Below are 12,690 nucleotides of genomic sequence, written 5' to 3'. Positions count from 1 at the left end.
AAGGGATGAAGATACTAAAATTAGATACATTTAGAAATTAGATAAACTATTAGTGATACTTACAGAGGCAATTAAGGGATCGTCTAAACTTTATCTAACAAAAACCAGTTCATTTGGTTTAGTAGTATGTTCTTCGCTAAAGCCATAGCCCTCATAATTGAATCCCTTTAGATCATCTATTGTTTCCGCGCCGGTATCAATGATATAACGCACCATCATACCTCTTGCTTTTTTTGCAAAGAAACTAATCATCTTTAATTTATCACCTTTCCAATCTTTAAATTGCGGAGTAATAATCGGAACTTTTAATGTCTTTTTATCAATTACACTGAAGTATTCGTTACTTGCCAAGTTCACAAATAACTCATCATCTTGAAGTTCTTGATTTAACTGCTCGGTTACCTGCTTTTTCCAAAACTCATACAAATTATTCTTTCGCCCCACTTTAAGTTTTGTTCCCATCTCTAACCGATAAGGCTGCATTAAATCTAATGGTTTTAAAATTCCATATAACCCAGAAAGTATTCTTAGTTTATCCTGCAGTATATCCAACTTATCTTCTGGAATTGTATAGCTATCTAATCCAATATATACATCTCCTTTAAAAGCATAAATAGCGGGCCTAGCATTTTCTGATGTAAAAGGAAGTTGCCAATCTTGATTACGCTGCCAATTTAGTTGTGCGAGATTATCACTAATACTCATCAAATCAGAAAGTTTCTTAGGAGTCTTTTTTTGAAGCACAGTATTTAGTTTTTCTGCTTCGTCTAAGAAAGATGGCTCTGTATATTTTTCTGTTGGTAACGAGGTTTCAAAATCTAATGACTTTGCTGGAGATACTACAATTTTCATTCAGGTAACTTTTTATTTTCCCAAAAATACAATAGTGTCTTGACAAATAAAATCAACTTGCGTAATTCTTATCTATTCGAGTATTGGAATGTTCTATTCTGGTGAATATTAGAATATATTTTTACTCAAAAAAGTCAATTAATTACAACAAAAACTTAATTATATTTTTTTTAACAGAAAAAATCCCCTAGCTTTACAACGTTATTAACGTAACATAGTCATTAAAAACTTCATAATTGTCATATAAATCTGATTAAAAATATAATCAGTTCTTCACTATTAAATCTTCACAACTCACTAAAATTGATTTAATAATAAATAATTTTATATGACATGAAACTACGATTTACAATTAAATTTAGTGCTATTATTTTTATAGTTTTCTTTTACTCTTGCGAAAAAGATCAACTCCCAAGAAAAGAAATAGAAATTATCACTTCACAAAAAATTCAGGATACTACATATACGGATGCACAACTTCAAAAAGTACTTAATGAAGAATTAGACATAATAGAACGAGTAAAAAAAGATTACATCAAAGATATATCTGGAATGAATGTGAAAAAAGAAAACCCTAAAAAAGTATATATTCATTACATGCCCTGGTTTCAGAGCAAGGATTTTGATGGCTACTGGGGACAACATTGGACTATGACTAATAAAAATCCCGAGAATATCGATATGAACGGAAAAAGAGAAATAGCTTCTTATTACTATCCGATAATTGGACCGTATTCTTCTAGTGACCCTCACTTACAGGAATATCATTTTTTAATGATGAAATTAGCCGGTGTTGATGGGGTTATATTCGACTGGTATGGCAATCGTGATCTTCATGATTATGAAAATATAAAAAGTGCAACTGAAAGTTTTATAAACACATTAGAAGATTTAGATTTTGATTTTTCTATTATGTATGAAGATAGAGTGGCAATGCAAGCTTATGATCAACAGTTGTCATCAAGTATTATAGAAGCTGCTCAAGAAGATCTACAATACATTAATGACACATACTTTTCGAGTCCGAACTATATCAAATATAATGATAAAAATCTTCTGTTTGTATTTGGTCCACATCACATTACAACACAACAGGAATGGGACTCTATTTTTAGTGTATTACCTGTAAACGATAGACCAGACTTTTTAACATTATGGGCTTCTAACAATCTAGTTGGTCAAAATGCAACCGGCGAATTTTTATGGGTAGCTCAAGATCATTTAAACGCACACGAGCATTATTATAATACTTATGATATACAAAATATGATCACCGTAGGATCCTCATATCCTGGTTTTAAAAGTTATTATGAAGAAGGTGATTGGTTACAGGGTATAAATTCTTGGAGTATCAATCACAATCAAGGGCAAACTTTTGCGGAAACATTAAATTACACTCATCATGAATTATCTGATTTTATTCAAATAATCACTTGGAATGATTTTGGGGAAGGTACCATGATTGAACCTACTCAAGAATTCGGCTTTATATACTTACAACTTTTACAACAATACACGGGCGTAGAATACACTGCTAGTGATCTAAATGTTGCTCTAGAATTATATCAAACTCGAAAAAAATTTCAGGATAACACTATAGCGCAAAAGTATCTTGACAGAACTTATAAATACATTAAAAATCAAAATCTAAAACGTGCTGATAAAATAATAAAGGCAGTTAATCGATTTCTATAAAAATTTATAAGACGAAATTTTCAATAAAAAAAGCCCGTCTATAAAGACGGGCTTATGTTTTAAAAAAGTCAATATGTATATTATAATACTTTCACGTTTACCGCGTTCATTCCTTTTTTACCTTCTTTAAGTTCAAACTCTACTTCGTCACCTTCACGAACTTCGTCGATTAAGCCTGAAATGTGTACAAAATGATCTTTGTTTGATCCTTCTTCTGTGATGAATCCAAATCCTTTGGAGTCATTAAAAAATTTTACTGTTCCTTTGTTCATTGTAAATAATTAAAGGGCGAAGATAATATTATTTCCTGAGCAATCCCCATTTATTTAAAAATAAAGTTTTTAGTAACGTTTATTTAATATTGAATACTTTGTAATCATAACACCACTTTACGAATTATTTTTTTACTTTTTTTACTTCATATTCAACTTCTTTGAGCATCAAATTAAGTTTTTTTCTGTTCATCCATTTTCCTTTAAGCATTACTCCTTCAATGGTCTTAGTATTTTGTATGTCCTGTAATGGATTTTTATTCAATAATACCAGATCTGCTGATTTCCCTTCAGCAATAGTACCGCTTGACACTCTATTTAAATAGTTAGCAGGGTTTACCGTTGCCGTCCTTAAGGTCTCATAAGGTGATAATCCTGCATTACATATCAACTCTAATTCTCTATGCAATGAGAAACCAGGTAAAAACAATCCATACGTATCACTTCCCGCTAACAATGGTACTTTTTCTTTACTCAATATCTTAGTAAATTTTTTTTGCCATTGTAACTCTTCTTGTAATCTAATCAAGGATTCTGGAGCCGTAAACCAAGAATTTGTTCTATAATGAGTACTATCAGACATACAATAAGCTGCGTATTTTTCTGGAAGATATTTTATTTCATCACTTTTTTTCAAAATCTCGAACTTCTCATCGTCAGCGTATCGACTAATCATCTCAAAAATACCCAGAGTGGGTGAAACATAAACACCACTTTTCTTTATTTTAATCGCGGCTTGCTTAAGGTAGACGGTATCTTCTTTTTGTTCAGAACTAAAAATATTCATGAACTCTTCTATATGCGCGATTGATTTCATTTTTAAGGAATATTCCAATGGCAGCTTTCTTTGACCATGTCCGATAACAGGAATATTATGTTTTGTCGTCTCTTCCAGAAGTTTCAGATATATTTCTTTTGGTAAGTTATCTGCAATTTTCAGAAAATCATATCCTCTATCTTGATGCTTCTTAACTACATTTAGAACATCAGGAATTGTTTGCAAATCTTCTGCTTTAAGATATGGGCCCGATGTTACATAATAAGGAGCTAATATTTGGTTATTATTGGCTTGCTCTCTAATTTTTATTTGATCCTGCCCATCATATTCTGCCATGTTTCTAGCTGTAGTAACACCATTAGCTATTAATAACTTAAATTCATTTTCTGCATCATTTTCTAAATGATAATGCATTTCTGCTAAACCAGGAATTAGATACTTATCCTTAGCATTGATTATGCTATCAATATCTTTAGTTCTTTTTTCTGAAACAGGTTCAATTTTAGATATTTTTCCGTCTATAATAATCACTCGTTGATTATATAATACTACTTCCCTATTCATTGGAACAACATTTACGTTTTCAAAAGCAAAACTTTTATGTTGACTAAATAATGAAGTGAAACTGATTACTAATACAATGCAAGAAATAAGGGGTTTACTAAATTTAAACATCTGGTATGATTTTATCGTTAACAGTGTCAAACCTAGTAAAAGCGATTATTTATAATGTTCGGGATTGTAAGACTCTGATAAATCCGAACCTATTTTTGTTCTTTCTTGAATGTATTTGGAGACATTCCTGTTTCTTTTTTGAAAGCAGTATAAAAAGTTGTTTTGGATTTAAACCCAGCTTCCATACCGATAGCTAATAAACTATATTTATCGAACTCTGGATCAAGAATCATCTGTTTTATATCATTTACTCTATAATGATTAATAAACTCAGAAAAATTCATATCACAATTGGTATTTATTTGCTGAGACAAATAACCACTACTTATTCCTAATCTTTTTGCAACCAAATCCCTACTTAAATCAGGATTATGATGAATATGTTCTTGTTGTATAAGGGTCATCAACTGATCTATATATGGATTAGTATCTTTCTTTATTGGAGGTCTTATATCTTTCGTTGAACGATTGAGAAGCTGCCTCACCTCGTATTGCTCATTAGACAATTTAAATTGATATAGTCCTTTATAAATTAACCAGTACATAAAAACTGAAACTGCAATCCATAAAAATGTCAATGACATCTTAGATCCATATAGAAAACGCTGTCCTTCTAAAACAATCCCATAAAGCTCTAAAAAAGATATAAATATCCAAATCCATTTAATCCACTTAATAGCAATTTTTGTTTTTGTATAAAAAATATACTTGGCAGAAAAAAGCATTAAAACAACCGGAAAAACAATTGAAGAGATACTGACTATCTTATAGAAGTAAAATATAACTTCTTCTTTGTATAAAAAGATCATTTCATATACACTAAATATGGTATCCAAAGAGATTAGAATATTGACAACACTAAGTATAACAAATGGGATATAGAGAAGTGTACTTTTCTTAGTTTCTACAAATGGATGCTTAACTTTCTTTAAGAAAAAAACAAACAATGTTACAGGATATAAAAACTGCCATAGAAAAAGGTCTAAAATCGAAATGATTATTGGGTTTCTTCCCAAATCCCAAAACCAGTTATTCATTCCTATAATGGATAATACCACAAGGGTATATCCTAGATAAGAATTATCTTTATTTTTAAAAAACCTAGAAAACAGAATGATAAGCCCTAAAACGAATCCGTGAACAATTCCTATTAGGGTAAAAATTTCTACAAAAGATATATTTTCATTTCTTTATTTGAAATCCGATATACTATACATCTAATTGATTCTTAGCATAATTTCTCCAACGCTCAACGCATTGTTCCATATCGTCAGGCACAGAAGTTTCAAAATGCATTTTCTCACCAGTTATAGGATGTACAAACCCTAAAGTCCTAGCGTGTAAAGCCTGTCTTGGCAGGACTTTAAAACAATTCTCTACAAACTGTTTATATTTAGTAAAAGTGGTTCCTTTAAGAATCTTTTCTCCTCCATAGCGCTCATCATTAAATAATGTGTGACCTATATGTTTCATATGCACACGAATCTGATGCGTTCTTCCTGTTTCTAATTTGCAAGAAACTAAGGTTACATATCCTAAACGTTCTATGACTTTATAATGTGTAACTGCTGGTTTTCCTTTATCAGCATCATCTCCTTCGAAAACAGTATTCTGTAATCTATTCTTAGGGTGACGTCCTATATTACCTTCAATGGTTCCTTCATCTTCGTTCATATTACCCCAAGCAATTGCAACGTATTCGCGTTCTGATGTTTTATCAAAAAACTGCTTTGCTAAGTGCGTCATAGCCTCTTCAGTTTTGGCAATTACCAATAATCCGCTTGTGTCTTTATCTATACGATGCACCAATCCTGGACGATCGCTACTGTTGTTCGGAAGGTTATCAAAATGATAGATTAAAGCATTAATTAAAGTACCTGAATAATTTCCGTGACCTGGATGCACTACCATCCCTGCAGGTTTATTTACTACCAACAGCACATCATCTTCGTATACAATATCTAAGGGAATATCTTCTGGGGTCAATAAATTTTCATATGGAGGATGCGAAAACAAAACCCGAACAACATCATTTGGTTTTACCTTATGATTTGACTTTACCGCCACATCATTAACAAAAACACTTCCCTCTTTGGCGGCTTGTTGTATTTTATTTCGTGTAGCATTTTCAACAAAATTCATTAAGAATTTGTCTACACGAAGAGGAACCTGTCCCGCTCCGGCCACGAACCGATGATGTTCATATAAATCATCTTCATTAGGTCCTAAATGTTCAATATCCGGATTCTCTTCCAAAAGTATTTTATTTATGATATTAGTTTTATTGGGAAAGTCTTAGGTTTCCACTCTCATCACCAACTACCAGATCGATAGTGGAAGTTTTCATTATTTTATCTCCTGGCTTTAATGCTTTTCCTTTGTATCTAAGCTCAAGCACCTGATCTGATGGATCCGGCTTAAAAGTAATCGAACCTATCTTAAACCCAAGAGCTACAAGTCTTGGCTCTACTTGTCTTCTTGTCTTTCGAATCACATTAGGGACCTCAATCTTCCGATAGCCAGATGGATTTAGCGTAACATAGATCTTTCTATTTTCTTTGACCATATTACCAGCAACGGGATTTTGTTCTATAACAGAATATCTAGGAAAATCTGGATTAAAATTAGCAGAATCCTGAACTTCATATCTCAAATCCTTAGACTCTAAAAGTGTTTTCACTTCATCCAATGTCTTCTTACTCAAGCTTGGTACTACAATTCTCTGATCGTGGTTCGTAGAACTATCCAGCCACTTTAATGCGACATAACATAATATTACAGTCATTGCTATTGCAATTACAAGTTGAATAAGAAATGTTTTACTCCAAATAAATCTCAAAAGGCCTTTTATAAAATCCATGTATCGGTTGATAGTTTCGGCAAAGATATAAAAACGGAAACTTTTTAGCTTTTGTTGTGAGATAAATGATATTTTTGTTTGTAAACAGTACTCGATGAAGAAGAATATTGCCATCCTTATGGGAGGTTACTCTAGTGAATTTGATATTTCTATCCAAAGTGGAAACGTAGTATACAAGCATCTGGATAAAAATTTATACCAACCTTATCGCATTCATATTACTAAAGATTCCTGGTTTTATGTTGATGACAATGATCAAAAAACCAATGTAGACAAAAATGATTTTTCACTATTTCTTGATGGTTCCAAAATCAATTTTGATGCTGCCTTTAATATTGTTCACGGCACTCCGGGAGAAGATGGTTTGTTACAGGCATATTTTGAATTAATCGGGATTCCACAAACTGCTTGTGATTTTTATCAGGCTGCGCTTACTTTTAATAAAAGAGATTGTATTAGTACTCTAAAACCATACGGAATTCCAACTGCCAAAAATTATTTCTTAAATAAAGGGGATGTAATACAGACCGAATCTATAATCAATACTGTAGGTTTGCCTTGTTTTGTCAAAGCTAACAAAGCTGGCAGTAGTTATGGAGTTTCTAAAGTTAAGACCATAGAAGAACTGCTACCTGCCATTGATTTAGCCTACAAAGAAGATAATGAGATTATCATAGAATCTTTTCTAAGTGGAACAGAAGTTTCTGTAGGCGTAATTACTTATAAAGGAGAAGACCTAGTATTACCAATTACTGAAATTGTTTCTGAAAATGAATTCTTTGATTACGAAGCTAAATATTTGGGGAAATCACAAGAGATAACGCCTGCCAGACTTAGTGAGGTAGATAAGGAAAAGGTTAAAAATCTCGCTTTAAAAATATATCAGATACTTAAAATGAAAGGTTTCTCTAGAAGCGAATATATTTTTCATAATGGAGAACCTCATTTTGTAGAAATGAACACTAACCCAGGATTTAGCGAAGCTAGTATTTTACCTCAACAAGCAATTGCTGCAGGTATTAGTTTGCCAGAATTATTAACCAATACTATTGAAGAAGCAATAAAAGCGGATAAATAGTTGACATCCTAAATTAGATATAAAACTAATTTTTTACTTCGTAACTTTACCTATCTTTATATAAACTATCACAAATCACTTATGAGAAGAGCTGTTTTTCCAGGTTCATTTGATCCAATTACTTTAGGACATTATGATATTATCGAAAGAGGATTGACTCTTTTTGACGAAGTTATATTAGCAATCGGTGTTAATGCCGAAAAAAAATACATGTTCTCTTTGGAAGAACGGAAACATTTCATCGAAGAAGCTTTTAAAGGCGAACCAAAAGTAAAGGTAATGACCTACAAGGGACTTACCGTAGATTTCTGTAAACAACAGAATGCTAATTTCATTCTGCGAGGACTTAGAAATCCCGGAGATTTCGAATTTGAAAAAGCTATTGCTCATACAAATAGAAAACTAACAGAAATAGAAACAGTTTTTCTACTTACCTCATCAGGAAAAAGTTATATTTCATCATCCATTGTTCGTGATGTTATCAGAAATAATGGTGATTACACGGGATTAGTTCCTGATACAGTGAGAGTAAAAAAAATATAGAATTCGTCAAACCCCAAAAATTATACTTATGCAATCTATACCTAGCCTCTTTAAATTAATACTAATCTTTTCTATTATCACAATATTTTACTCTTGTAGTAGTGATGACACAACTGGTAATGATATTAATCCTGTAGCATGTCAGGATGCTAATACTGCTATTTATGAAGAAAAAGATGGATTGATTGCTGTAGAATTTGAAAGTATTTCAGATCATAATGATTGGATAAAAGAAAACACAATTGCCGGGTTTCTAGGTACAAACTATCTGGTTTGGACTGGAGATCAATCTACAAATACTCCAGGTAATGGGCTGCTTACTTATAAAATAAAAATCAACAATCAAGGTACTTACAGGTTTATCTGGAGATCTAGAGTAACTAATGGCACATCCGGATCTGAGCATAATGACTCTTGGTTGCGATTTGCAGATGCTTCTAGTTTTTATGGTAAAAAAGGAGAAAGTATTGTATATCCCGCAGATACCGGCCAATCTCCTACTCCTAATGGTTCTAGTAAAGATGGTTGGTTTAAAATTTATAAAAGCGGTGCTGCAGATCAATGGAAATGGCAATCCTCCACAAGTGATAATGATGCACACGATATTTTTGTTCAATTTGATACACCTGGAATATATACCATGGAGGTTTCTGCGAGATCTAATTTTCACGCACTTGATAGATTTGTTCTTTTCGCTGAAAATGTAGCCCAAAATGACGCTATAAATGAAACTGCCGTTTTGAGCGAAATAACCTGTAATTAATAATGAAAAGAGGTATTGGAGCTATTACACTAGTTGTTAAAAACTATGATGAAGCTATTCATTATTATTTAGACAAGCTTAACTTCAAACTTATTGAAGACACTAAACTAAGTGATAAAAAACGTTGGGTTACCATAGCTCCTTGTAATAGTTCTGAAACTATAATTCTATTGGCAGAAGCTGCCACTTTAGAACAGAAAAAAGCGATTGGAAATCAAACAGGTGGTAGAGTTTTCTTATTTCTACATACCGATGATTTTTGGAGAGATTATAATGACATGAAATCTAATGACGTATCTTTTCTTGAAGAACCTAGAGAAGAAATCTATGGAACAGTCGTTGTTTTTGAAGATCTATATGGTAATAAATGGGATCTCATAGAGCATAAAAATTAAAACTCTTATTAAACCTTTTTCCGAAATTACAGTCCTATAGACAAAGCCTGTGATTATGAGTACTTCTTTATCGGATAAACAGATACAACATCTTTATTGGAGAACTGGTTTCGGAATTTCTTCATCAGAATTAAAATCTGTTAGGAGACTTTCTAAACAACAGATTGTAGATCGTTTGTTTTATGAAAGTAAGCTAGAAACTCCATTAGCACTTGATTTTGGTAGTTTACTTAAAAATCAAAAAGACTTATCTCGCGAGGAACGAAAAGAATTACGAAAACTTCGCAATCAAAAGATGTTAGAACTTAATGTGCTTTGGATAAAACAACTTACCGAAACAAAACAGGTACTAAGAGAAAAGATGACTTTATTTTTTCATGATCATTTTGCTGTTAGACTAAAAACTCCAAGAGCGAGTCTTCACCTCAATAATGTTATTAGAAAAAACGCATTAGGAAACTTTGGAGATATGTTAATGGAAGTCTCAAAATCTCCTGCAATGTTATTGTTTCTTAACAATAGACAAAATCGAAAAAATAGTCCAAACGAAAACTTCGCTCGTGAGGTCATGGAGCTTTTCACACTTGGCAGAGATAATGGATATACAGAAAAAGATATCAAAGAAGCAGCAAGAGCCTTTACGGGTTGGAATTTTAATAAATCTGGTTCTTTTGTTTTTAGAAAAAACCAACACGATTATGAATCTAAAACAGTTTTAGGAAAATCCGGAAATTTTACTGGAGAAGATGTTATTAAAATTCTTCTGGATCAAAAACAAACCGCCAGATACATCACAGAAAAGATCTATCGATATTTTGTAAACGAAAAAATAAATCCAAAACATATTGAAGAATTAGCAACTACTTTTTACGAATCTAATTATAGTCTGGAAACCTTAATGCGAAGGATATTCATGAGCAATTGGTTTTATGAATCTCAAAACGTTGGAATCAAAATAAAATCTCCTATAGAATTGATAGTAGGATTAAGCAAGCCATTTCAGGTAGTATATAAAGATCCGAAAGTTCTCCTTTATCTGCAGCGTAAACTAAATCAAACACTTTTCCTTCCTCCTAATGTAGCAGGCTGGCCAGGCGGAAGGTCATGGATCGATAATTCTACATTAATGTTAAGAATGAAATTGGCATCGGTAACCTTAAACAATGGAGTGATCGAGTGGCATAATGAAACGGACGAAGAAGCTACGATGATGATGAGACAACAATTTTATAAAAAGATGAAATCTCAGATTGAGAAAAAAGTAAAAGCTACACCAAATTGGGAAAGGTTCCTTACTTCTCTGGAACAAAGAGATAAAAAGGAACTAGTGAATTTTATAATCCAACCTAAGCCATCTAATGGAGCGAGCACTATTATAAAAAAGCTTGATTCGTCTGACACCAAAAACTTCATTATTGAATTAATGAGCTTACCTGAATACCAACTTTGCTAAAACTTTAAGATTATGGACAGAAGAGATTTTTTAAAACAATCCGTTTTTGCCTCGGGAATGGCATTAGTCCCTTCATTTCTGAAAGGGATGGAATTTTTAACACCTGATCAATTATCTGGATATAAAAATGTAATTATCATACAACTATCTGGAGGAAATGATGGTTTAAATAGCATTATCCCAATTAGTAATGACATATATCACAGTTTAAGACCAACAATTTCTAAAAAAGCAACGCAAACCTTAAAAATAACAAACGACCTAGCTTTTAATGATAACTTAAGAGCAATAAAAGACTTGTATGATCAAGGCGAAGTATCTATTATTAACAATGTAGGATATCCAAATCCAAACAGATCACATTTCAGGAGTACGGACATCTGGCAAACGGCTAGTGATACTAACCAGTATTTATCTACTGGTTGGGTAGGCAGATATCTCGATGCTAGTTGCCAGCATCCGTATCAAGCAATAGAAGTAGATAACTCACTATCTCTTGCTATGAAGGGAAATCAAATGAACGGCATAGCTGTTTCTGATCCTAACCAATTATACAGAACTACGAGAGAACCCTTTTTTAATAAGCTTGTAGACAACACTCATAAAGACATGTTAGACGAAGATAATCAAGGGTATCTATACAAGACAATGCTTGAAACGTATTCATCTGCATCCTACATCTATGAAACTTCTAAAATATATAAAACCAATACCGAATACCCACAGTCACCATTTGCGAAAAATCTAAAAACTATTGCTGATTTCATTGTTTCTGGATTAAAAACTAGAGTTTTCTATAGTTCGCTAGGTGGTTTTGATAGTCATGTTAATCAAGTGAATAGTCAAGATAGATTATTAGGAATATATTCTGAAGCTGTTGGCGCCTTAGTAAAAGATTTAAAAAAGAATAATAGATTTAAAGACACTCTGATACTAACTTTTTCTGAGTTTGGTCGTAGGGTAAAACAAAATGGAAGTCGCGGAACGGATCATGGCGCAGCTAATAATGTACTTGCTATAAGCGGTTCTCTTAAAAAAGCCGGCGTGTATAATGAATTACCCAACTTATCCAATCTAGATACTAACGGGGATATCAAGTACAGTGTAGATTTCAGGAGTATATACGCAACGATAATAGGTGATTGGCTAAAAGTTGATGATGAGAATATTCTGAATAGAAATTTTAAAAAACTAACGTTTATATAATAATTTCATTGAAGTAATATTAGTAAACAAAACTTTTACTATCACCTGTAGTCCACCGATTACAAGATACACATTACCCATTATTATATACAATATCTATTTCTTTAGAAATAAATCAAT

13 protein-coding genes are annotated in these 12,690 nt (G+C 32.3%); 7 read left to right on the top strand and 6 right to left on the bottom strand.

The features are described 5' to 3' along the window. Positions 1–90: 90 nt before the first annotated feature. Positions 91–852 carry a peroxide stress protein YaaA gene (gene yaaA, locus D1818_RS20895; protein WP_118461455.1) on the bottom strand — a complete coding sequence of 254 codons (762 nt, stop codon included), beginning with the start codon at positions 850–852 and terminating at the stop codon, positions 91–93. A gap of 333 nt (positions 853–1,185) precedes the next feature. Between yaaA and D1818_RS20890 the strand changes: the two genes are divergently transcribed. Beyond that, positions 1,186–2,547 (top strand): glycoside hydrolase family 71/99-like protein, encoded by a 1,362-nt coding sequence (locus D1818_RS20890; protein ID WP_118461453.1) that lies wholly within the window; start codon positions 1,186–1,188, stop codon positions 2,545–2,547. Between the two features lie 80 nt (positions 2,548–2,627). On the opposite strand, the gene D1818_RS20885 is transcribed toward D1818_RS20890, so the two are convergent. The 5 genes from D1818_RS20885 to D1818_RS20865 form a co-directional block, all read right to left on the bottom strand. Continuing rightward, positions 2,628–2,819 (bottom strand): cold-shock protein, encoded by a 192-nt coding sequence (locus tag D1818_RS20885; protein WP_027392365.1) that lies wholly within the window; start codon positions 2,817–2,819, stop codon positions 2,628–2,630. 124 nt (positions 2,820–2,943) lie between these two features. Further along, on the bottom strand, positions 2,944–4,272 hold the full coding sequence (locus D1818_RS20880) for an amidohydrolase family protein (protein ID WP_118461451.1): 1,329 nt from the start codon (positions 4,270–4,272) through the stop codon (positions 2,944–2,946). 89 nt (positions 4,273–4,361) lie between these two features. Then, a complete protein-coding gene (locus D1818_RS20875) occupies positions 4,362–5,309 on the bottom strand; it encodes an AraC family transcriptional regulator (RefSeq protein ID WP_120752455.1) in 948 nt (315 codons plus the stop codon). A gap of 172 nt (positions 5,310–5,481) precedes the next feature. After that, positions 5,482–6,528, bottom strand: coding sequence for an RluA family pseudouridine synthase (locus tag D1818_RS20870; protein ID WP_233558566.1), 1,047 nt, complete (start codon positions 6,526–6,528; stop codon positions 5,482–5,484). A gap of 25 nt (positions 6,529–6,553) precedes the next feature. After that, on the bottom strand, positions 6,554–7,132 hold the full coding sequence (locus D1818_RS20865) for a PASTA domain-containing protein (protein ID WP_118461446.1): 579 nt from the start codon (positions 7,130–7,132) through the stop codon (positions 6,554–6,556). A 94-nt stretch (positions 7,133–7,226) separates the two neighbouring features. On the opposite strand from D1818_RS20865, the gene D1818_RS20860 reads away from it, so the two are divergent. From D1818_RS20860 to D1818_RS20835, 6 genes are all read left to right on the top strand, one after another. Further along, positions 7,227–8,210 carry a D-alanine--D-alanine ligase gene (locus D1818_RS20860; RefSeq protein WP_118461444.1) on the top strand — a complete coding sequence of 328 codons (984 nt, stop codon included), beginning with the start codon at positions 7,227–7,229 and terminating at the stop codon, positions 8,208–8,210. Between the two features lie 81 nt (positions 8,211–8,291). Continuing rightward, positions 8,292–8,753, top strand: coding sequence for a pantetheine-phosphate adenylyltransferase (gene coaD, locus D1818_RS20855; protein WP_118461442.1), 462 nt, complete (start codon positions 8,292–8,294; stop codon positions 8,751–8,753). Positions 8,754–8,781: 28 nt separating this feature from the next. Continuing rightward, positions 8,782–9,516 carry a hypothetical protein gene (locus tag D1818_RS20850; protein ID WP_118461440.1) on the top strand — a complete coding sequence of 245 codons (735 nt, stop codon included), beginning with the start codon at positions 8,782–8,784 and terminating at the stop codon, positions 9,514–9,516. Between the two features lie 2 nt (positions 9,517–9,518). After that, complete coding sequence (locus D1818_RS20845) at positions 9,519–9,911, top strand: VOC family protein (RefSeq protein ID WP_118461438.1); 393 nt, start codon at positions 9,519–9,521, stop codon at positions 9,909–9,911. Positions 9,912–9,966: 55 nt separating this feature from the next. Then, complete coding sequence (locus D1818_RS20840; RefSeq protein ID WP_118461436.1) at positions 9,967–11,364, top strand: DUF1800 family protein; 1,398 nt, start codon at positions 9,967–9,969, stop codon at positions 11,362–11,364. Positions 11,365–11,376: 12 nt separating this feature from the next. Next, positions 11,377–12,570: a DUF1501 domain-containing protein gene (locus tag D1818_RS20835; protein WP_118461434.1), complete on the top strand. Its 1,194-nt coding sequence runs from the start codon at positions 11,377–11,379 to the stop codon at positions 12,568–12,570. The last annotated feature ends 120 nt before the right edge of the window (positions 12,571–12,690 follow it).

Source organism: Aquimarina sp. BL5 (assembly GCF_003443675.1).
Taxonomy (GTDB): Bacteria; Bacteroidota; Bacteroidia; order Flavobacteriales; family Flavobacteriaceae; genus Aquimarina.
This window is presented reverse-complemented; position numbering and strand designations above follow the sequence as displayed.

Excerpts from the sequence above, each read along its gene's own strand:
- yaaA (WP_118461455.1), bottom strand. The coding sequence starts at position 852 with ATGAAAATTGTAGTATCTCCAGCAAAGTCATTAGATTTTGAAACCTCG.
- D1818_RS20890 (WP_118461453.1), top strand. The coding sequence starts at position 1,186 with ATGAAACTACGATTTACAATTAAATTTAGTGCTATTATTTTTATAGTT.
- D1818_RS20885 (WP_027392365.1), bottom strand. The coding sequence starts at position 2,819 with ATGAACAAAGGAACAGTAAAATTTTTTAATGACTCCAAAGGATTTGGA.
- D1818_RS20880 (WP_118461451.1), bottom strand. The coding sequence starts at position 4,272 with ATGTTTAAATTTAGTAAACCCCTTATTTCTTGCATTGTATTAGTAATC.
- D1818_RS20875 (WP_120752455.1), bottom strand. The coding sequence starts at position 5,309 with ATGAATAACTGGTTTTGGGATTTGGGAAGAAACCCAATAATCATTTCG.
- D1818_RS20865 (WP_118461446.1), bottom strand. The coding sequence starts at position 7,132 with ATGGATTTTATAAAAGGCCTTTTGAGATTTATTTGGAGTAAAACATTT.
- D1818_RS20860 (WP_118461444.1), top strand. The coding sequence starts at position 7,227 with ATGAAGAAGAATATTGCCATCCTTATGGGAGGTTACTCTAGTGAATTT.
- coaD (WP_118461442.1), top strand. The coding sequence starts at position 8,292 with ATGAGAAGAGCTGTTTTTCCAGGTTCATTTGATCCAATTACTTTAGGA.
- D1818_RS20850 (WP_118461440.1), top strand. The coding sequence starts at position 8,782 with ATGCAATCTATACCTAGCCTCTTTAAATTAATACTAATCTTTTCTATT.
- D1818_RS20845 (WP_118461438.1), top strand. The coding sequence starts at position 9,519 with ATGAAAAGAGGTATTGGAGCTATTACACTAGTTGTTAAAAACTATGAT.
- D1818_RS20840 (WP_118461436.1), top strand. The coding sequence starts at position 9,967 with ATGAGTACTTCTTTATCGGATAAACAGATACAACATCTTTATTGGAGA.
- D1818_RS20835 (WP_118461434.1), top strand. The coding sequence starts at position 11,377 with ATGGACAGAAGAGATTTTTTAAAACAATCCGTTTTTGCCTCGGGAATG.